This window comes from Sphingomonas lacusdianchii (assembly GCF_022664395.1).
Taxonomy (GTDB): Bacteria; Pseudomonadota; Alphaproteobacteria; order Sphingomonadales; family Sphingomonadaceae; genus Sphingomonas; species Sphingomonas lacusdianchii.
The window spans coordinates 125,381-145,095 of sequence record NZ_JAKRET010000007.1 but is presented as its reverse complement, the minus strand read 5'-3'; the positions used below and the strand labels follow the sequence as shown (position 1 = coordinate 145,095).

The 19,715-nt window shown below is 66.2% G+C and carries 17 protein-coding genes; 3 read left to right on the top strand and 14 right to left on the bottom strand.

Annotated features, from left to right (window positions below):
* Window positions 1–87 precede the first annotated feature (87 nt).
* Window positions 88–708, bottom strand: a complete 621-nt coding sequence (locus MF607_RS11425; protein WP_242118773.1) for a TetR/AcrR family transcriptional regulator — start codon at window positions 706–708, stop codon at window positions 88–90.
* A 113-nt stretch (window positions 709–821) separates the two neighbouring features.
* Here MF607_RS11425 and MF607_RS11420 point away from each other — a divergent pair, with 113 nt between their 5' ends.
* Both MF607_RS11420 and MF607_RS11415 read left to right on the top strand, forming a co-directional pair.
* Window positions 822–3,059, top strand: a complete 2,238-nt coding sequence (locus MF607_RS11420; RefSeq protein WP_242118771.1) for a TonB-dependent receptor — start codon at window positions 822–824, stop codon at window positions 3,057–3,059.
* Window positions 3,060–3,207: 148 nt separating this feature from the next.
* On the top strand, window positions 3,208–4,434 hold the full coding sequence (locus tag MF607_RS11415) for a spinster family MFS transporter (protein ID WP_242118769.1): 1,227 nt from the start codon (window positions 3,208–3,210) through the stop codon (window positions 4,432–4,434).
* Window positions 4,435–4,653: 219 nt separating this feature from the next.
* Here MF607_RS11415 and MF607_RS11410 read toward each other — a convergent pair whose 3' ends face one another.
* From MF607_RS11410 to rpmI, 7 genes are all read right to left on the bottom strand, one after another.
* Window positions 4,654–6,225, bottom strand: a complete 1,572-nt coding sequence (locus tag MF607_RS11410; RefSeq protein ID WP_242118767.1) for a peptide chain release factor 3 — start codon at window positions 6,223–6,225, stop codon at window positions 4,654–4,656.
* Window positions 6,226–6,523: 298 nt separating this feature from the next.
* Window positions 6,524–7,393 (bottom strand): aldose 1-epimerase family protein, encoded by an 870-nt coding sequence (locus tag MF607_RS11405; protein WP_242118765.1) that lies wholly within the window; start codon window positions 7,391–7,393, stop codon window positions 6,524–6,526.
* Complete coding sequence (gene pheT / locus MF607_RS11400; protein ID WP_242118763.1) at window positions 7,390–9,753, bottom strand: phenylalanine--tRNA ligase subunit beta; 2,364 nt, start codon at window positions 9,751–9,753, stop codon at window positions 7,390–7,392. Before pheT ends, MF607_RS11405 begins: the two co-directional genes overlap by 4 nt.
* Window positions 9,750–10,919: a phenylalanine--tRNA ligase subunit alpha gene (pheS, locus tag MF607_RS11395; RefSeq protein WP_242118761.1), complete on the bottom strand. Its 1,170-nt coding sequence runs from the start codon at window positions 10,917–10,919 to the stop codon at window positions 9,750–9,752. Before pheS ends, pheT begins: the two co-directional genes overlap by 4 nt.
* 34 nt (window positions 10,920–10,953) lie before the next feature.
* Entirely contained in the window at window positions 10,954–11,268 is a 315-nt protein-coding gene (locus MF607_RS11390) for a GIY-YIG nuclease family protein (RefSeq protein ID WP_242118759.1), read from the bottom strand.
* A gap of 178 nt (window positions 11,269–11,446) precedes the next feature.
* The gene (gene rplT, locus MF607_RS11385) at window positions 11,447–11,818 is read right to left on the bottom strand and encodes a 50S ribosomal protein L20 (protein WP_055757215.1); all 372 of its coding nucleotides are present in this window, start codon (window positions 11,816–11,818) and stop codon (window positions 11,447–11,449) included.
* Between the two features lie 13 nt (window positions 11,819–11,831).
* Complete coding sequence (rpmI, locus tag MF607_RS11380; protein ID WP_056457646.1) at window positions 11,832–12,035, bottom strand: 50S ribosomal protein L35; 204 nt, start codon at window positions 12,033–12,035, stop codon at window positions 11,832–11,834.
* Window positions 12,036–12,191: 156 nt separating this feature from the next.
* On the opposite strand from rpmI, the gene MF607_RS11375 reads away from it, so the two are divergent.
* Window positions 12,192–14,309: an AsmA family protein gene (locus MF607_RS11375; RefSeq protein ID WP_242118756.1), complete on the top strand. Its 2,118-nt coding sequence runs from the start codon at window positions 12,192–12,194 to the stop codon at window positions 14,307–14,309.
* 209 nt (window positions 14,310–14,518) lie between these two features.
* On the opposite strand, the gene MF607_RS11370 is transcribed toward MF607_RS11375, so the two are convergent.
* The 6 genes from MF607_RS11370 to MF607_RS11345 all read right to left on the bottom strand — a co-directional run bounded on the left by MF607_RS11370 (window position 14,519) and on the right by MF607_RS11345 (window position 19,655).
* A complete protein-coding gene (locus MF607_RS11370; protein WP_242118754.1) occupies window positions 14,519–15,298 on the bottom strand; it encodes an SDR family oxidoreductase in 780 nt (259 codons plus the stop codon).
* Between the two features lie 10 nt (window positions 15,299–15,308).
* Entirely contained in the window at window positions 15,309–16,076 is a 768-nt protein-coding gene (locus MF607_RS11365; protein WP_242118752.1) for an ABC transporter permease, read from the bottom strand.
* Window positions 16,073–17,008, bottom strand: coding sequence for an ABC transporter ATP-binding protein (locus MF607_RS11360; RefSeq protein ID WP_242118750.1), 936 nt, complete (start codon window positions 17,006–17,008; stop codon window positions 16,073–16,075). Before MF607_RS11360 ends, MF607_RS11365 begins: the two co-directional genes overlap by 4 nt.
* 39 nt (window positions 17,009–17,047) lie before the next feature.
* Window positions 17,048–17,779: a DsbA family protein gene (locus tag MF607_RS11355; protein WP_242118748.1), complete on the bottom strand. Its 732-nt coding sequence runs from the start codon at window positions 17,777–17,779 to the stop codon at window positions 17,048–17,050.
* 2 nt (window positions 17,780–17,781) lie between these two features.
* The gene (locus tag MF607_RS11350) at window positions 17,782–19,137 is read right to left on the bottom strand and encodes a M48 family metalloprotease (protein ID WP_242118745.1); all 1,356 of its coding nucleotides are present in this window, start codon (window positions 19,135–19,137) and stop codon (window positions 17,782–17,784) included.
* Between the two features lie 71 nt (window positions 19,138–19,208).
* Window positions 19,209–19,655, bottom strand: coding sequence for a response regulator (locus tag MF607_RS11345; protein WP_242118743.1), 447 nt, complete (start codon window positions 19,653–19,655; stop codon window positions 19,209–19,211).
* Between the last annotated feature and the right edge of the window lie 60 nt (window positions 19,656–19,715).

Here is a 19,715-nt window from a genome sequence, read left to right as displayed (position 1 = left end):
TCACCGGATCGCCATATCTCTGCCTGGCGTCCAACGCCTCTGCGTCCTTTGCGCCTTTGCGCGAATCATTCTCTCTTCTTGGGTGTCTTAGCGCGAACCAACCATCCCCCTTGCCAGCAAGGTAGCGACCGCGTCCGCCACATCCTCCGGCGCCCGGTCTTCCGCCCAAACCCCGTAGCGGAGCCCCAAGAACACGTTCATCCCCATGATCGCCCAGGCATGGACTTCGGACACCTCGCCCGACACCTCGCCCCGGTCCGCCGCCGCGCGCAGCCGCGCCGCGATCCGCTCCGCCGTCGTCGAATAATGCAGCCGGAAGCTCGCCGGATCGACGAACTCGGCCTCGTCGATGATCCGGTAGATTTCCTTGTGCGCCCGCACGAAGCGGATGAATTCGAGCAACCCGGCACGCTCCGCCGCGATCTGCCCTTCGGCCCCGCGAATCGCCGGCGCGACATGATCGCGCACCTGTGCCGACATATCGGCGACCAGCGCCCGGAACACGGCGTCCTTCGAATCGAAATAGGTGTAGAAACTGCCCAGCGCCACGCCGGCCCGCCGCGTGATCCCGCTGATCGATCCTTCGTGAAATCCCTTTTCCCCGAATTCGGCGGCAGCGGCGTCGAGGATCGTGCGGCGGGTACGGCGACCGCGTTCGGTACGCGGCATCTTGTCGTCGCCGGCGCTGCCCGCTCCCGTCTCGACCATAATCGCTCTCCCGGTCCGGGCATAAGTTGAAACCCGGTTCATCTTTCAGTATAGCCAAGCGCAACGACGTACAACCCGGCCAAACGGGTGGCGTTCATAGCAGGGAGAGGTCGATGCGTCGCACGTTCGAAATCCGCGCCGGTTTGTTGCTGGGGGCGGCACTCGCCACCGCACCGGCTTATGCCCAAACCACCGAAACGCCCCCCGAAGCCCCCGCCGGCTCGGCGTCGGTGGTCGCCGATCAGGGCGATGGCGACATCGTCGTCACCGCGCGGCGACGTGCCGAGAGCGTCATCGACGTGCCGATCGCCATGTCGGTGGTCACCGGCGACCAGCTGACCCGCACCGGCGCGGTCGACATCACGGCGCTGCAGGACAAGACGCCCAACCTGACGCTGCAGATCGCGCGCGGCTCCAACTCCACCCTGATCGCCTTCAGCCGCGGCGTCGGGCAGCAGGACCCGCTCTGGGGCTTCGAACCCGGCGTCGGCCTCTATCTCGACGATGTCTATGTCGCCCGGCCGCAGGGCGCGGTGCTCGATATCTTCGATGTCGAACGGGTCGAGGTGCTGCGCGGGCCGCAGGGCACGCTCTATGGCCGCAACACCATCGGCGGCGCGATCAAATACGTCACGAAGCGGCTGGGCAACGATTATGCCGCGACGGCGCGTGCGTCCTACGGGTCGTACAACCAGTTCGATCTGGTGGGGCAGGTGACGGTGCCGATCGGTGACAGCTTCGCGATCGGCGGCGCGATCGCCCGCTACAAGCGCGACGGTTACGGCACCAACCTGACCACCGGCGCCGATCAATATGACAAGGACGTGCTCGCCGCGCGCGTCTCGGCCGAATGGACCCCGACCGACAGCATCTTCGTCCGCCTTGCCGGCGACCGTACGCTCGACCGGTCGAACCCGCGCCACGGAACCCGGCTGCTCGGGAACGGCAACGACCCGCGCTATGCCCCGACCGGCAATGTCTACGACACCCGTGCCGGCATCGGCGACCGCAACCGGGTGGTGGCGCAGGGCGTGTCGTTGACCGGCGAGTTTCAGCTGAGCGACCTGCTGACCTTCAAATCGATCAGCGCGTATCGCGAAGGCGCCACCAACACCGTCATCGATTTCGACAACACCGCACTCCCCACGCTCGACGTGCCGGCGGAATATGACGACTGGCAATTCACCCAGGAACTGCAACTGCTGATCCAGGGCGATCGGGTGCAGGGCGTCGTCGGCCTCTATTACCTCAACGCCGACGCCTCGGGCGCGTTCGACACGGTGCTCGGTGGCCTCAACCTGACCACGCTGACCTCGGGACAGGTACGGACCAAAAGCTATGCCGCGTTCGGCGACGTCAGCTACGACCTGACCGACCGGCTCAAGGTCTCGGCGGGCCTGCGCTATACCAAGGATGACAAGACCGGCACGGTCTTCCGTCGCAACTATACCGGCATTCGTAGCCCACGCTTCGGCAACGCCGCCGCCGTGCCGGGGCTGATCCGCACCGACTACACTAACGACCGCAGCTTCGACCAGTTCACCCCGCGCGTCTCGATCAGCTACGAGCCGCGCCGGGACCTGAACCTTTATGCGTCATGGGGCAGGGGGTTCAAATCGGGCGGGTTCGACATGCGCGGCGACGCGGTGTTCACGCCGACGACGGTCAATGGCTATGACCCCGAAAAGATCACCAGCTACGAAGTCGGCATGAAGGGCGCGTTCCTCGACCGCACGCTGTTCCTCAACATGGCCGGCTATTATTCGCGCTACACCGACCAGCAGGTCACGATCCAGGTGCCCAACGTCGCCGGCGGCATCGCCAGCTTCGTCGACAATGCCGGCAAGGCCGATATCTACGGGCTGGAGATCGAGGGGCGGATGGTCCCGTCGCGCAATTTCTCGGCACAGGTCTCGTTCGGCTACACCAATGCCGACTACAAGGAATTCCTGACCTTCATCAACGGCGGCACCACGCCCGTCGATGTCGCCAACCAGCGCGTGTTCCAGAATACGCCCGAATTCACCGCTGCCGCCTCCTTCACCGCCTCGACCGATTTCGCCGGCGGCGCGCTGTCGGTGACGCCCGAAGTGACGCTGCGCAGCGATTATTCGCTGTTCGAAATCCCGACGCCGGCACTCGATCAGGACGGCTATGCGCTGGTCAACGCTTCGGCCAACTGGATTTCGGGCGATGGCCGCTACCGGATCGGCATGGCGCTGCGCAACCTGACCGATCAGCGCTACCGGGTAGGGGGCTACAACTTCCCCGGTGCGCTCTTCGGCAATTCGATCATCGGCTATTACGGCCCGCCGCGCACCGCGACCGCAACGTTCGAGGTGAAGTTCTAAATCCTCCCCGGCACGGGGAGGGGGACCGCCGCAACGCGGTGGTGGAGGGGGGTGGCCGCTTTCACCATGGTTGCGTCCGGGGCGATCCCCCTCCACCAGCTTCGCTGGTCCCCCTCCCCGTGAACGGGGAGGATTTTCGAGGAAGTGCATGAAAAACCCCCGCATCACCCTCGCCATGTTGCTGCTGGTGTACAGCTTCAACTTCCTCGACCGGCAGATCCTCTCGATCCTCGCCCAGCCGGTGCAGCGCGACCTCGGCCTCGACGACGGACAGATGGGGATGCTCGGCGGCCTCGCCTTCGCCGCGCTCTATTCGACGCTGGCGATCCCGCTGGCGCTGATCGCCGACCGCACCAGCCGCACCTGGGTCATCACGCTGAGTCTCGCCGTGTGGAGCGCCTTCACCGCGCTGTGCGGCACCGCGCAGAATTTTACCCAGATGTTCCTGTTCCGCCTCGGCGTCGGGGTAGGGGAGGCGGGCGGCGTTGCCCCGTCCTATGCGCTGATCGCCGACACCTTTCCCCCCGAACGCCGCGCCCGCGCGCTCGCCATCTATTCGCTCGGCATCCCGCTGGGCGCGGCGGGCGGCGTCCTGCTCGGCGGCTATATCGCGCAGGCGGTCGAATGGCGCACCGCCTTCTACACCGTGGGGTTGGCCGGACTGGTCATCGCGCCCTTCTTCCGCCTGATCGTCAAGGATCCGCCCCGCGCCGCCGCCAGCGCCGATCGCATTCCCGTTGGCCGCGTCTTCGGCATCCTCGCGCGCAAGCCCAGCTTCTGGCTGCTCGCGTTCGGCGCGGCGGCGGGGTCGATGTGCGGCTATGGCGTGGCCTTCTGGCTGCCCAGCCTGATGATGCGCAGCTTCGGCCTCGATCTGGTCCAGACCGGCCAGTTCTTTGGCGCGCTGCTGCTGACCGGCGGGGTGGCCGGCATCTTGCTCGGCGGCGCGCTCGGCGACCGGCTGGGCGCGCGCGACAAGCGCTGGTACGCATTGCTGCCGGCGCTCTGCTACGTTCTCGGCACGCCGCTGTTCATCGCCGGCGTCCTGTCGAGCGGCTGGGCCGCCGCCTTCGCCTTGTTCCTGCTCCCGCAGGCGCTGGTTTATGTCTGGCTCGGCCCGGTGCTGACCGCCGTCCAGCACCTTGTCCCTGCCCATATGCGCGCCACCGCCTCGGCCTGTTTTCTGCTCATCAACAACCTGATCGGCTTGGGGCTGGGCAGCTGGGTCGTGGGACAGCTGTCGAAGGGCTTGGCGCCGACCTATGGCAGCGAATCACTCCGCTATGCGATCGCCGCCGCCCTGTGCCTGTATCTGGTCGCCGGCGCACTGATGGCGCTCGCCAGCCGCCGGCTCGGGCGCGACTGGGTGGCATGATTTGATTCACGCGAAGGCGCGAAGAGGAAGAAGGTAGATTTCGCGCAGAGGCGCAGAGGCGCAGAGGAGGTCACTCACCGCGACAGCGGCTCTCAAACCAACGGCGCAGCGGACACGCGGCTTCGCCGGATCGATATCATCCGCCGCGCGCGCAACCCCTCTGCGCCTCCGCGCCTCCGCGCGAACCAATTCCTTCTTCTTCGCGCCTTCGCGTGAACCCTACCGCTCCCGCGTAGCCGCGAACGTCACCTTCGAATAGCGATCGGCGATATACCCGACCTCCCACGCGCTCTTCGCCAGGAACACCGGATTCCCATCCCGATCCTTCGCCATCGCGCTGCGATGCAGGTCGGTGAACGCCTTCAGATCCGCCGGGTCGCTTGCCGAAATCCACCGCGCCGTTTCGAACGGCGCCATTTCCAGCCCCGCCGCGACCTTGTATTCGACGTCCAGCCGACTCAGCAGCACTTCCAACTGCAACTGCCCGACCACGCCGATCACCCAGTTCGACCCGATATCGGGATAGAAGACCTGCGTGACCCCTTCCTCGGCCATGTCGTCCAGTGCTTTCCGCAACTGCTTGGTCTTGGTCGGGTCCTTCAGCACCACGCGCCGCAATATTTCCGGCGCGAAGTTCGGCAGCCCGGTGAAGCGCACATCGGCCCGCTCCGACAGCGTATCGCCGACGCGCAGCGTGCCATGGTTGGGAATGCCGATGATATCGCCCGGATAGGCTTCGTCGGCCAGTTCGCGTTCGCGCGCGAAGAACAGGATCGGCGAATGGATCGCGATCGGCTTGCCGTGCCCGGTCGGGGTCAGCTTCATGCCGCGCTTGAACGTCCCCGAACACAGCCGCATGAACGCGATCCGGTCGCGGTGATTGGGGTCCATGTTCGCCTGCACCTTGAACACGAACCCGGTCACCCGGTCGTCGGTCGGATCGACCGGGGCGGGTTCGGCCGGCTGCGGGCGGGGCGGGGGGGCATGGCGCGCGATCGCGTCGATCAGCGAATCGACGCCGAACTCCTTCAATGCCGACCCGAAATAGACCGGGGTCAGATCGCCCGCCCGGTACGCTGCGCCGTCGAAGCTCGCATAGCCACCGGTCGCCAGCTCGGCCTCCTCGCGCAGCCGCTCGGCGCCCTCCGCCGACAACACGGCATCGATCCGTTCGTCGTCGAGGCCGGTAAACTGCTCCACCTTGCCCTGAAAATCCTTGGTCCCGGCCTCGGGCTGCAACAGCCGGTTGTCGACCAGGTCGTAAATCCCCTCGAACTGCCCGCCCATGCCCGCCGGCCATGTCATAGGGCAGACGTCGAGTTGCAGCATGTCGGCGACTTCATCGAGCAGCGCGAACGGATCGCGCCCCTCGCGGTCGACCTTGTTGACGAAGGTGATGATCGGCACGCTGCGCAATCGGCACACTTCGAACAGCTTGCGGGTCTGCGGCTCGATGCCCTTCGCCGCGTCGATCACCATCACCGCCGAATCGACCGCGGTCAGCGTGCGATAGGTGTCTTCGGAAAAGTCTTCGTGGCCCGGCGTGTCGAGCAGGTTGAAGGTCAGGCCGTTCCGTTCGAACGTCATCACCGACGACGTGACCGAAATCCCGCGCTGCTGCTCGATCTTCATCCAGTCCGACCGCGCCCGCCGGGCGGCGCCACGCGCCTTGACCTCGCCCGCCAGATGGATCGCACCGCCGAACAGCAGCAGCTTTTCGGTCAGCGTGGTCTTGCCGGCGTCGGGGTGGGAAATGATCGCAAAGGTGCGGCGATCGGAAATATGGTCCATCGCCGGCCTTTAGGGCCGGGCGGGGAGGGCGGCAAGATTGGCTTCGTGTCGCGGGGGAAGAAGGCGGGTTCACGCGAAGGCGCGAAGGCGCGGAGTTTGGTTTCGCGCAAAGGCGCAAAGGCCGCAAAGAGGTTGCGTCTGTGTGGAAGCTCCGCCGCGTCAGCGGCCTTATCTTCGCTGCAACCTTAGTAGCGGTCTGCCGAAGGCACCCGGTTGCCAGGACCGCAACCCCTCTGCGTCCTTTGCGCCTTTGCGCGAAATCTACCTTCTTCGCGAACTTCGCGCCTTCGCGTGAGAATCAACCCTCCAACGTCACCGACATCGCCGCCCGATGCGACTGCCCCGGCGCGACGCGGTGGATACCCGGCTTGTCGAAGATATCGCCGGCAAACCCCTCGGGATCGGCGATCCCGTCCCACGGTTCGATACAGACGAAGCTTGCACCCGGCTTGGTCCAGATGCCCAGCTTCGGCATCCCCGGGAAATCGACCCGCAACTGCGGCCCATCCTCCGCCCCGTACCGCACCCAGGTGCTTGCGACCGGATCGAAAACCAGCGCATCGTCCGCGAACAGGTCGTCGGTCAGCGTCAGCACCCGGTCGACCACCGGATCGGGGCGACGCTCGGGCGCAATCGTCCCGTTGGCGGCAATCGCGGCGACCGTGCCAACTTCCGCGTCCGAAAACACCATCCGATGCGCCGCGCGGTCACGGCCATAGGGCAGCGGCCATGCGAAGGCCGGATGGAAGCCGATGCTCGCCGGCAGGTCGCGGTCGCCAGTATTCGTCACCGTTACAACGCTATGCAGCGTCGCGCCGTCCAACGAATGTTCCACGTGGAGCATGAACGCGAACGGATACACCTTCCGCGTTTCCGCATCGTCGACCAGTTCGAACCGGACGGACGTGTCGCTCTGTGCAACCTTCGTAAACTTCCGCCGCCGCGCAAAGCCGTGCTTGGCGAGGTGGAAGGTCTCGCCATCCGCTCGATAGCGATCGTCCTGCACCGCGCCGATGATCGGGAACAGGATCGGCGCATGCCCGGTCCAGTATGCCGGATCGGCATTGGTCATCAGCTCGCGGCCCGCCGCATCCCTGATCGAATGCAGCTCGGCCCCCAGCGGTTCGACCGCCACGGTCAGCGTGCCGTTGGTCAGGGTCACGGTCATGCGCGCAGGCTCCCGCCGATCTTGGTCGCCGCAGCGACGATCTTGTCCGATATCGCCTTCAACTCGGCATCGGTGAAGCTCTTGGCACCCGGCTGCAAGGTGACCTCGATCGCGAGGCTCTTGTGCCCCGGCTCGACGCCGGGGCCGGCGAACACGTCGAACAGGCGCGCATCTACGATCGCCGCCTTGTCGGCACCGCGCACCGCCCGCACCAGTTGATCGCCCGCCACATCGTCTGCCACCACGAACGCGAAGTCGCGGGTCACCGCCTGCAACGCCGGCGGCGCATAGGCCCCGCGCATCGCCCCGCCGCCACGCTTGGCCGGCAGCGCGTCGAGATAGAGTTCGGCCGCGACCGTGCCGGCCGGCAGGTCGAACGCCTTGGCGATGGTCGGATGCAGCACGCCGAAGCTCGCCAGCACCGTCTTCGGCCCGAGCCGCAGCGTCGCCGACTGCCCCGGATGATAGACGTCACCCGGCGCCTCCATCACCTGCAGATTGCCGACCGGCGCCCCCGCCGCCTCCAGCAGCGCCAGCAACTCGCCTTTGGCATCGAACGCATCGAAGCCTTGCGCCTTGCTCGCGCGCCAGCCGCGTGGGGACCGCTCACCGGCGAACACCATGCCCAGCGTCATCCGCTCGGCATCGGCCAGATAGCGCCGCCCGATCTCGAACAGCTTCACGCTGCTTGCCCCACGCTTCAGATTGCGCGCCGCCGCGCTCAGCAATCCGGGCAGCAGCGACGGGCGCATGATCCGCATGTCGTTGGCGATCGGGTTCACGACCTCCCACGCGCCGCCGCCGAACGGCGCCGCCTCTTCCTCGGCGATGAAGCTCCACGTGATCGCCTCGGCCAGTCCGCGCGCGGCCGCAGCACGACGGATGCGCCGCTCCAGCTTCTGCTCCGCCGTCGCGGTCGGCACCGCCACGCCCGCCGGCCGGTCGAGCGGGGTCGACGGGACCTTGTCGAGCCCCTCGATGCGGATCACTTCCTCGACCAGATCGGCGGTCCCGTCGATATCGCGCCGCCACGACGGCACGGTCACCTGCCAGCCATCGCCGACCGTGAAGCCCAGCCGCTCGAGGATATCGCGCTGCCGATCCTCGGCCACGTCCAGCCCGCCCAGCGTCGCCACCCGCGCGGGCTGATGGGTCACGATGCGCGGTTCGACCGGTGGCGATCCCGCGCGGGTCACGCCGCTGGCGGTCCCGCCGCATAGTTGCAGCACATAATCGGTCGCGATCGCCAGCCCCTGATCGAGAAACGCCGGATCGACCCCGCGTTCGAACCGGGTGCGCGCATCGCTGGTTAGCGCCAGCTTCTGCCCCGTCCGCGCAATCGCCTCCGGGGTGAAGTATGCGCATTCGATCAGCACGTCGGTGGTCGTTTCCGACACGCCCGAATGCTCGCCGCCCATGATCCCGCCAATGTCGTGAACGCCGGCATCGTCGGCGATCACCGTCTCGCCGCCGCCCAGTGTGTAGGACTTGCCGTTCAGCGCAACGACGCTCTCACCGGCCACCGCCTTGCGCGCGACCAGACCGCCGGTCAGCTTCGCCATGTCATAGACGTGCAGCGGCCGCCCCAGATCGAACATCACGTAATTGGTGATGTCGACCAGCGTCGAGATCGGCTTCTGCCCGATCGCGTTCAACCGCTTGCGCATCCAGTCGGGGGATTCGCCATTGGTCAGCCCACGCACCGCCTGTGCGTAGAAGGCCGGGCAGCCATCGGCGTCCTCGACCCGTACATCGGGGCCATCGCCCTCGCCCGCGACGACCGGCACCGCCAGCGGCTTCAGCGTGCCATAGCCCGCCGCCGCCAGATCGCGCGCGATGCCGCGCACGCCCATGCAATCCTGCCGGTTCGGGGTGACGCTGACGTCGATGACCGGATCGTCCAGCCCGGCATAGGCGGGGAAGGGGGTGCCGACCGGCGCGTCGTCGGGCAGCTCGATGATCCCGTCATGATCCTCGCCCAGTTCCAGTTCGCGGGTCGAGCACATCATGCCGTTCGATTCGACGCCGCGGATCGCCGCGACCTTCAGCACCATGCCGTTGGCCGGCACCGTCGCGCCCGGCATGCCGAACACGCCGACCAGTCCCGCACGGGCGTTCGGTGCACCGCACACCACCTGCAACGGCCCGTCGCCGGCATCGACCGACAGCACCTGCAGCTTGTCGGCCTGCGGATGCCGTTCGGCGGTGAGAACGCGGGCGACGCGGAATGCGGCCAGCTTCTCGCCCGGATTCTCGACGCCCTCGACCTCCAGCCCGATCCGGGTCAGCCCTTCTAGGATCGTGTCGAGCGTCGCATCGGTGTCGAGATGCTGCTGGAGCCAGCCATAGGTGAACTTCATGCCGTCACTCCCCCCGACAGCGTGGGAACGTCCAGCGCCGAGAATCCATAATGTTTGAGCCAGCGCAGATCGCCGTCGAAGAACGGCCGCAAATCGTCCATGCCGTATTTCAGCATCGCCAGCCGGTCGACGCCGGTGCCGAACGCAAAGCCCTGCCACTCGTTGGGGTCCAGCCCGCACGCCGCGATGACCTTGGGGTGGACCATGCCGCTGCCCAGCACCTCCATCCAGCCGCCATTGCCCTTGGCCGGATCACCGCCGACCACGCGCCGGCCCTTCTCCAGCGTATAACCGATATCGACCTCCGCCGACGGTTCGGTGAACGGGAAATAGCTGGGGCGCAGGCGCAGGACGATGTCGTCGCGCTCGAAATAGGCCTTTAGGAACGTCTCCAGCGTCCATTTGAGATGCCCCATATGGATGCCGCGATCGATCACCAGCCCTTCGATCTGGTGGAACATCGGCGTGTGGGTCGCGTCGCTGTCGCTGCGATAGACCCGGCCCGGCGCGATGATGCGGATGGGCGGCTTTTGCGCCATCATCGTGCGGATTTGCACCGGACTCGTATGCGTGCGCAGGACGTAGCGTTCGGGCGCGCCGGTGGCGGAGCCACCGTCGTCGGACGCTGCTTGGGCAGCGCCGGCCGCGCTTGCGGTTTCCTCGCCCTGCGGGCTTCGGCGCTGCGCGTAGAACGTGTCGTGCATTGCCCGCGCCGGATGCGTTTCGGGAATGTTGAGCGCGGTGAAATTGTGCCAGTCGTCCTCGATCTCCGGCCCCGTCGCCACGGCGAAGCCCAGATCGGCGAAAATCTCCGCCAGTTCGTCCATCACCTGGCTGACGGGATGGACCCCGCCCGGCGCCGGGCGGTCGACCGGCAACGTCAGGTCGACCCGCTCGCTCGCCAGCTTCGCCGCCAGCGCCTTCGCCTCCAGATCGGCCTTGCGCGCACCGATCGCGTTCGTCACCGCCTCGCGCAGCGCATGGATGCCCGGCGCCACCGTCTGGCGTTCCTCGGGCGACAGCGCGCCCAGCGTCTTCAGCAGGCCGGTAATCGCCCCCTGCTTGCCCAGCGCATGAACGCGCACCGCCTCCAGCGCGTCGACGCCGGCAGAGGCATCGATGGCGGCGAGCAGGTCGGCACGCAATTGGTCGAGATCGGGGGTCACGGTCGCTCCGCTGGTCTGGATATGGAGCGAGGCTTTATTGCGGAACGATGGCGAAGCCTAGCCCTGTGGCGAGGTCGCACCAGTGGGGGTTGTCCTGCTCGATTAGATTATGCTTCCAGTCGCGGTTCCACTTCTTGATCCGCTTCTCGCGCTGGATGGCGGTTTCCATGGTCTCGTGGCGTTCGAACCAGACCAGGCGGGTACAATGGCGTTCGCTTGAAAAACCACGGAAAGTCCCGTTGCGGTGCTGATGGACCCGTTGGATCAGGTTGCTGGTAACGCCAATATAGGTCGTCCCGTTGCGGCCGCTCGCCATGATGTACACGCACGGCTCGAAGATGCGCGTCACACCAGCCTCCACTTCGTCGTTCCCGCGAAGGCGGGAACCGATAGCCGCTGACGATGCTAATAGAGTCGGGACGGTAGCGTCTACGGATTCCCGCCTGCGCGGGGATGACGAAAAGCACGAAAAACGCCGGCGGGTTACCCCACCGGCGCTTCTCATCCCGCAAACAGGAACCGCAGCGTTACGCGGCGGCCTGTTCCGGCAGGGCGGCCTTCGCCTGCGCGACGATCGCCTTGAAGGCGGCTTCCTCGTGCATGGCGATATCGGCCAGGACCTTCCGGTCGAGTTCGATGCCGGCCAGCTTGCAGCCGTGCATGAACTGCGAATAGGTGATGCCTTCTGCGCGGACACCGGCGTTGATGCGCTGGATCCACAGACCACGGAAGGTCCGCTTCTTCACCTTGCGGTCGCGATAGGCGTACTGGCCGGCCTTTTCGACGGCCTGGCGCGCGATGCGGATCGTGTTCTTGCGACGGCCATAATAGCCCTTCGCCTGATCCAAAATCCGCTTGTGCTTCGCCTTGGTGGTCGTGCCGCGCTTGATGCGTGCCATGTCTCGTTACTCCTTAGCGAAGACCGTAGGGTGCCCATGCCTTGATGTGCGCGACATCGGCATCGGCGAGGACCGAGGTCCCCCGGTTCTGACGGATATACTTCGCGTTGTGCGAGATCAGGCGGTGGCGCTTGCCGGCGACGCCGTGCTTCACCTTGCCGGTGGCGGTGAACTTGAAGCGCTTCTTGACGCCGCTCTTGGTCTTGAGCTTGGGCATTTTGGTCTCCTCAAAAATCACGACGTGCGGATTGCCGCGGCAGCCCCAGATGGCCGGGCGAATCCCGAAAGGTCGTGGAAAGAGCGCGCCCCTAACCCGGATGCGCGCGGAACGCAACCACCGGAACTCGTTACGGCTGCGAACGGTTGAGGGGCGATGGCCGAAGTTTCCCCGACGAACGGCGCCGCCGACGCCCCCCGCCGCCGCGATTGGCGGCGGATCGCGCTGCGAACGCTGGTCGGCGTGGTCGGAACGATCTTCCTCGCATGGCTGATCCTGTTCGTCACTAGGGGCCGGTTCCTGAAAGGAACGTTCGAACGGATCGCTTCCTCCCAAAGCGGCCGCACAGTCCGCGTCGCGGGCGACTTCCAGTTCTACTTCAATCCGATCGACCTGAAGTTCCTGGCGCAAGGGCTGTCGGTATCGAACCCCGACTGGGCCGGCGGCGGCAATCTGTTCGAGGCGAAGAAGCTCGACAGCTCGACCGCGACGCTGACCTTCCTGTTCGGACGCCGCCGGGTCAACTGGCTCGAACTCGACGGTGCACGCGCCGATCTCCACTGGGACGCGGCACGCAAGCGCAACACCTGGACCTTCGGCGATCCGGACAAGCCGGGCAAGAAGCTCGAACTGCCGGTCGTGCGCAGCGGGATCTTCCGCGATACCCGCATCCGTTACCGCGACCCGCAATTCCTTCTCGACGGTACGTTCGACCTCGACACGACGATCAGCGAAGGCACGCAGTTCGCCAGCGCGATTCGCGCGACCGGACGCGGCACGGTGCGCGGCCGTTCGTTCCGCCTGACCGGGCAGCTGCAATCGCCCAACGCGACGATCCGCGGCGGGCAGAATCAACTGACCGCCCGGATCGAGGTCGCGCGATCGGTCGCGATCCTCGCCGGTACCCTGCCGGGGCCGACCGAACTCGACGGATCGAACCTCGTCGTCCGCCTGCGCGGGCGCAACCTGTCGGATGTATTCGCGGTGCTCGGCATCGTCACCCCCGATACCCGTAGCTATCGCCTGACCGGGCGGATGACGAAGGACGGGCCGGACTGGAAATTCACCCGGTTGAAGGGCGTATTCGGCGACAGCGATCTGGCCGGCAGCCTGACCGTGACCCAGCGCGAACCGCGCCTGCTGCTGACCGCCGACCTGACATCGCGCACGCTCGATATCGTCGATATGTCGGCGTTCGTCGGTTACGATCTCGAACGGGTCGAGGCGCAGGGCGCTGCAGGGGTGATCGAACGCGAAGGGGGCGCCCCCCGCCTGCTCCCCGATGCCAGGCTCAACGTCGAGGCATTGCGCAATTTCGATGCGAAGGTCCGTTACAAGGTCGGTACGGTCCGTGCGCGCAGCCTGCCGGTGTCGAACGTCGACCTCACCCTCGACCTGAACGACCGGCTGCTCAAACTGTCGCCGCTGACCTTCGCGATGGCGCGCGGCAATGTCGCATCGGACGTGGTGATCGATGCGCGTCGCCGCCCCGCCGTCACCGATTACGACATCCGCCTGTCGCCGACGCCGATGGGGCGGTTGCTCGCCGGTTGGGGCGTCGAGGAAGCGGGCACGTCGGGCACGGTCAAGGCGCGGGTGAAGCTGACCGGTACCGGCGACACGGTCCATGATTCGCTGGCCAGCTCGAACGGCCGGATCGCGATCATCCTGCCCGCCGGCAGTTTCTGGACGCGCAACGTGCAATTGTCCGAACTCGACCTCGGCACCTTTGCGCAGAAGATGTTCGAGGGGCGGTTGAAGGAACCGGTGCGCATCAATTGCGGGCTGATCGGCTTCACCGTCCGGAACGGGGTCGCGGCGGCGGACCCGATCCTGATCGATACGCAAAAGAATGTCATGGTCGGGCGCGGCGGGTTCAGCTTCCGCAACGAATCGATCGACCTCGCCGTCCGTGCCGACTCGAAACGCTTCTCGCTGTTCGCCGGCCAGTCGCCGGTCGGTATCGGCGGCTATTTCGCTTCGCCACGCTATTCGGTCATCAGCCCAGAACTGCTCGGGCGCGCCGGTGCCGGGCTGGGGCTGGCGGTGGTCGCGACGCCGCTGGCGGGGGTGCTGGCGTTCGTCGATCCGGGCGATGCGAAGGGTGCGGCGTGCGGTCCGGTCCTCGCCGGCGCGACCGCGCGCGCGCAGCGGACCAAGGACGGCGAACCGCGGGATGACGTTGGTCGAGGGACAACCGCCAAGGCCGAGAACGGCCGCTCGAACCGGGGCGAGCGCAAGGAACAGCGCAAGAAGTTTCTCGGGATTTTTTGAAGAAGAAGATCGGGGTTCGTGCGAAGGCGCAAAGGGCGCAAAGAGGGTTCTCATGCCGCGACGCGGCTCTTCCATCACTGTGCAGCGCATAAGAGGCTTCGCCGGACAGGCTACCGCCGCCGCGTACGCAACCCCTTAGCGCCCTTTGCGCCTTCGCGCGAAAATCATCCTTTCTATTTTTTCTTCGGGTCTCTGCCTTCGCGTGAAAATCACATAATCCCCGGAAACGCCCCGCCATCGATCAACAGGCTCTGCCCGGTGATGAACCCGGCCCTGTCCGAACACAGAAACGCACAGGCCGCGCCGAACTCGGCCGGGTCGCCGATCCGCTTGGCCGGGATCGCCTCCGCCCGCTTCGCTTTTTCCTCCTCGGACGTCGTCCCGTTCTTCGCCGCTGCCGCTTCGCTCATCGATGCGATGCGCGCGGTATCGAACGATCCCGGCAACAGGCCGTTTATCGTCACGTTCGACCCGGCCACCTGCCGGGCGATGCCGGCGACGAACCCGGTGAGACCGGCCCGTGCCCCGCTCGACAGGTCGAGCCCCGGCAGCGGCATCTTGACCGAACCCGAGGTGATATTGACCACCCGCCCGAACCTGCGCTCGACCATGCCCGGCAACACCGCCTGCAACAGTAGCGCCGGAGTGACGAAATTGCTTTCCAGTCCGGCGCGAATGCCGTCGGCCGCCAGTTCGGTATAGGGTTTGACCGGCGGCCCGCCATTATTGTTGATGAGGATATCGGGATCGGGACAGGCGGCGAGCAACGCGGCGCGACCTTCCTCGGTCGACAGGTCGGCGACGATCTCGGTCACCGTCACGCCGGTCTCCTCCCGGATCGCCGCTGCGGTCGCGGCGAGTTTCGCCGCGTCGCGTCCGTTGACGACGACATCGACCCCGGCCCGCGCCAGTTCCAGCGCGCACGCCCGACCCAGCCCCGCGCTCGACGCGCACACGATCGCCTTGCGGCCGGCAATTCCCAGATCCATGCGGACTCCCTTACTTCTTCAGCCGCCACCCGGTGCGGAAAATCACGGCGATCACCGTGACGCAAATGCACAGAAACCCGAAGGTCGCACCCAGGCTTGCCGCCACCGGAACATCGCCGACCCCGAAAAAGGTCCAGCGAAACCCGCTGATGAGATAGACGATCGGGTTGAACAGGCTGATCGTCCGCCAGATGCCGGGCAGCATGTCGATCGAATAGAAGGCGCCGCCGAGGAAGGTGAGCGGCGTCACCACCAGCAGCGGGATGACCTGCAACTGTTCGAACCCCTTGGCCCATAGCCCGAGGATGAAGCCGAACAGGCAGAAGGTGACCGCCACCAGCAGCAGATAGCATAGCGCCCAGAACGGGTGCGCAACCTGTACATCGACGAACAGATGCGCCGTGGCGAAGATCACCAGCGCGACGATACACGACTTGCTCGCCGCCGCCCCGACATAGCCGACCAGCGTTTCCAGCGTCGAAACCGGCGCCGACAACAGTTCATAGATGGTGCCCGACCATTTGGGCATGAAGATGCCGAAACTGGCGTTGAAGATGCTTTCGGTCAGCATCGTCAGCATCATCAGGCCGGGGACGATGAACGCACCGTACGGCACGCCGCCGACCTCGTTCATGCGGCTGCCGATCGCGGTGCCGAACACCACGAAATATAGCGAGGTCGTGATGACCGGCGTCATCAGCGAGGTCCAGATCGTCCGCCCGAACCGCGCCAGTTCGAAGCGATAGATGGCCAGCACGCCATGCCAGTTGAAAGTCATGCCCGGCCCTCCTGTTCATGCACCAGGCCGACGAAGATATCCTCGAGGCTCGACTGCTTCGTCGCGATATCCTTCCACGCGATCCCCGCCTCGTCGGCGGCGCGCAACAGTGCGCGCACGCCGTTATCCTCGGCATTGGCGTCGAACGCGAAGGTCAGCGCATGGCCTTCGTCGGTCAGCGTCAGCGGCCAGTGCGACAGCGCGCTCGGCACCTCGGCCAGCGGTTCGGACAGGGTCAGGGTCAGCGTCTTCTTGCCCAGCTTGCGCATCAGGGCGGCCTTCTCGTCGACCAGGATCAACCGGCCCTTGGCGATCACCCCCACCCGGTCGGCCATTTCCTCGGCCTCCTCGATATAATGGGTGGTCAGGATGATGGTGACGCCGCGTTCGCGTAGGTCATGGACCAGCCGCCACATATCGCGGCGCAGCTCGACATCGACGCCCGCGGTCGGTTCGTCGAGGAACAGGATGTCGGGTTCGTGGCTCAGCGCCTTGGCGATCATCACCCGCCGCTTCATGCCGCCCGACAATTCGGTCATCTTCGCATCGCGCTTGTCCCACAGGGTCAAGTCGCGCAGCAGCTTTTCGATAAAGGCCGCGTCGCCATGCCGCCCGAACAGCCGGCGCGAAAAGGTGACGGTCGCCATCACCGTCTCGAACGCGTCGGTCAGCAATTCCTGCGGCACCAGCCCGATCCGGGTCCGCGTCTCGCGGTAATCGCGCACCGTATCGAACCCGGCGGCGGTGATCGTTCCCGCGCTCGGCGTGACGATCCCGCACACGATGCTGATCAGCGTCGTCTTGCCCGCCCCGTTCGGTCCCAGCAGCGCGAAGATCTCGCCCTTGCCGATATCGAGGTCGGTCGGCTGCAACGCGACCGTGCCGGACTTGTACGTCTTGGCGACGCCCCGGATCGAAAGAATGGTTTCCATGGAGCGGCTTGTTCCATGGTTTGAGGTCGGAGAAAAGGCTCAGGCGGCGGGCGTCGTCTTCGCTTTGCGTGCCTCCGCCACCGCGGCCTGCAATGCCGGCAGCGTCTGCGCACCGCCCAGCACCTGATCGCCCACGACCCACGACGGCGTGCCGCTGAAGCCGAGCAGGCCGGCGGTCTTCATATTGCGTTCGATTTCGCCCGCAACCTGCGGCGACGCGATCGCGGCGCGCGCGGTGGTCGCGTCCAGCCCGGCCGCCTTCGCCGCCGCCCCGATCGTGGCGTCATCGACCCGCCCGGCCGCGTACAGCGCGTCGTGGAACGGCTTGAACTTGCCCTGCTGCGCCGCTGCCAGCGCCCACTCGGCGGCGGTGCGGCTGCCCTGCGACAGGATCGGCAACTCGCGATAGACGATGCGGACGTTCGGGTCGCTGGCGATCAAGCCGCTGATCGCCGGCAGGCTCGCCCGGCAGAAACCGCAGGCGTAATCTAGATACGCGACGACGCTGACATCGCCATTCGGGTTACCCGCGATCGCACCGGGAAAGGGTTCGACGATCGCGGCACGATTGGCGGCGACCGCCTTGCCCGCTTCCTTCGCCTGCAACCGTTGCATCGCTTGCGGAAGGATTTCGGGGTTGGCGAGGATATAGTCGTGCACCACCGTCTCGGTCGCGGTCCGGTCGATGGCCACGCGCTGCGCGACGATCGCCCCGCCGGCGCCGGCCAGCGCGGCAGCCGCCAGCATCGCGATATTGCCCATCCGCCCCATGGTCAGCCCCGCCGCCTGCGATTGCGCTTCTCTTCCTCGAACGCGGTCTGCGACGTCATTTGAATATCCTGTGCCCGAATCCAGTCGCTCGACCCCTGCGGCAACAGCGCCATCGCCCGTCGCGCACTGGCCAGCGCCATGCCGTTGTCGCCGATCAGCGACGTATATTCCGCCATCGCCAGCGCGACGCGCGCGGCATCGCCGCGCCGTTCGTAGAGGATGCTCAACTGATACCAGGCGAACGGGTTCTGGTTGTCGCGCGCCACCGCCTGTTTGAGCACCCGTTCGGCCTCGTCGAGCAGCGCCGGATCCTCTGCCGCGATCAGCGCATGGCCGAAACTGGCGGCGATCAGCGGCGACGACCGGGTCCGCTCGGTCGCCTCGCGCAACGCCGACAGCGCTTCCTTCGGTTTCCCCGATTCGAGCAGGATCTGCCCTTCTAGCTCGAGGAAATAGGGGTCGTCGGGCGCCGATTTGACCAGCGCCAGCGTCTCGTCCGCCGCCTGCTCGGGATAGCCCGACTTATGATAGGCGTAGGCGCGCGCGTAATGGGCGTACACGCTCTGGTCGCTGGCCGGATAGCGACGCAGCGTATCCTTGGGGTCGCTGACATAGCCGCGCAGCTTCGCCTGCACCCGCTTGAACCGGACTTCCAGCGCCGGATCGGTCGGTGTCTTGAACGAAGGCGAGGACTGCACGTCCTGCGTCAGATTGGCGATGCGCTCGCCGCTGAGCGGGTGGGTGCGCTGGTAGCTGTTGTCCTGCGGGATGGCGAGGCGATATTCCATGTTCTGGAGCTTCTTGAAGAAGTCGAGCATCCCCTGTCCCGACACGTTGGCGCTGCGCAGGAAGCGGGTACCGGCGGCATCGGCGGAACTCTCCTGCGTCCGGCTGAACGCCAGATAGCTGCTCATCGCCGCCTGCTGTCCCGCCGCGAGGATGCCGGCGCCCGCCTCGCCGGCACCCGCCGCCATCGCCGCGACGCCCAGCAACAGGCTCAGCACGGTGATGCCGGTCGCCGGGGCCATCCCGCGCCCCGCCAACGGTACGTGCCCGCCGACGATATGGCCGATTTCATGGGCGATGACGCCCTGCACTTCGTTGGCGTCGTCGGCGGCGTCGATCAGGCCCGAATGGATATAGACGGTCTGCCCGCCCGCGACGAAGGCGTTGATCGACTTGTCCTGCAGCAGCACGACGTTGAAATTGCGCGGATCGAGCCCCGCCGCGACCGCGATCGGCCGCGACATGTCGTTCAGCAGCGCCTCGGTCTCGGCATCGCGCAGCAACGACTGCGCCGCCGCCGGCTGTACGAACAGGAAAATGGCGGCAGCGATGCCGCCCAGCGCGTGCTTCATCAAAGTCCTTATCGGCCAACGGCCGGACACGGGTCAACGCCGCCTGTTGCCGAGGCGCGCTGAACCGCGGCTTAAGCGATCGCGCGCAGTTGCGACGGCGCGCCGAACAGCTTGATGCCGAGTGGCGGTTCGGACAGGTCGCCGCCGCGCGCCCGCACCGCGAAATCGACGATCCGCCCGACCGAATCATATCCGCAAGGCTTCGACACGACACCGAGCGCGCCGTCGATGCCATCGTCTAGCAAATTGGGGTTGGCGGTCAGAAAAATGACCGTCGTGCCATAGTTGCGGCCCAGCAACCGCCCGATCATCGGGCCGGTCGGCCCGTCGCGCAGATTGCAATCGACCAAGGCGACATCGGGCCGCGCCGTCGCGAGCTCCATCGCCCCTGTCATATCGGCAGCAATGCCGACGGGACGATAGCCATGTTCCTCGAGCGACGCTTCAAGGTCGATCGCGACCAGCATCTCGTCCTCGACGATCAGGACAGTGGGCGAAGAAGCGTACGCATGGGACATATTAACCGGTGGCAACGCGGCAGGGTCGCATCCGGTTCCAGTCGCCGGTTCCGGCAATGA

Coding starts and splice junctions, on each gene's coding strand:
- MF607_RS11425 (WP_242118773.1), bottom strand. CDS start 708: ATGGTCGAGACGGGAGCGGGCAGCGCCGGCGACGACAAGATGCCGCGT.
- MF607_RS11420 (WP_242118771.1), top strand. CDS start 822: ATGCGTCGCACGTTCGAAATCCGCGCCGGTTTGTTGCTGGGGGCGGCA.
- MF607_RS11415 (WP_242118769.1), top strand. CDS start 3,208: ATGAAAAACCCCCGCATCACCCTCGCCATGTTGCTGCTGGTGTACAGC.
- MF607_RS11410 (WP_242118767.1), bottom strand. CDS start 6,225: ATGGACCATATTTCCGATCGCCGCACCTTTGCGATCATTTCCCACCCC.
- MF607_RS11405 (WP_242118765.1), bottom strand. CDS start 7,393: ATGACCGTGACCCTGACCAACGGCACGCTGACCGTGGCGGTCGAACCG.
- pheT (WP_242118763.1), bottom strand. CDS start 9,753: ATGAAGTTCACCTATGGCTGGCTCCAGCAGCATCTCGACACCGATGCG.
- rplT (WP_055757215.1), bottom strand. CDS start 11,818: ATGGCACGCATCAAGCGCGGCACGACCACCAAGGCGAAGCACAAGCGG.
- rpmI (WP_056457646.1), bottom strand. CDS start 12,035: ATGCCCAAGCTCAAGACCAAGAGCGGCGTCAAGAAGCGCTTCAAGTTC.
- MF607_RS11375 (WP_242118756.1), top strand. CDS start 12,192: ATGGCCGAAGTTTCCCCGACGAACGGCGCCGCCGACGCCCCCCGCCGC.
- MF607_RS11370 (WP_242118754.1), bottom strand. CDS start 15,298: ATGGATCTGGGAATTGCCGGCCGCAAGGCGATCGTGTGCGCGTCGAGC.
- MF607_RS11365 (WP_242118752.1), bottom strand. CDS start 16,076: ATGACTTTCAACTGGCATGGCGTGCTGGCCATCTATCGCTTCGAACTG.
- MF607_RS11360 (WP_242118750.1), bottom strand. CDS start 17,008: ATGGAAACCATTCTTTCGATCCGGGGCGTCGCCAAGACGTACAAGTCC.
- MF607_RS11355 (WP_242118748.1), bottom strand. CDS start 17,779: ATGGGGCGGATGGGCAATATCGCGATGCTGGCGGCTGCCGCGCTGGCC.
- MF607_RS11350 (WP_242118745.1), bottom strand. CDS start 19,137: ATGAAGCACGCGCTGGGCGGCATCGCTGCCGCCATTTTCCTGTTCGTA.
- MF607_RS11345 (WP_242118743.1), bottom strand. CDS start 19,655: ATGTCCCATGCGTACGCTTCTTCGCCCACTGTCCTGATCGTCGAGGAC.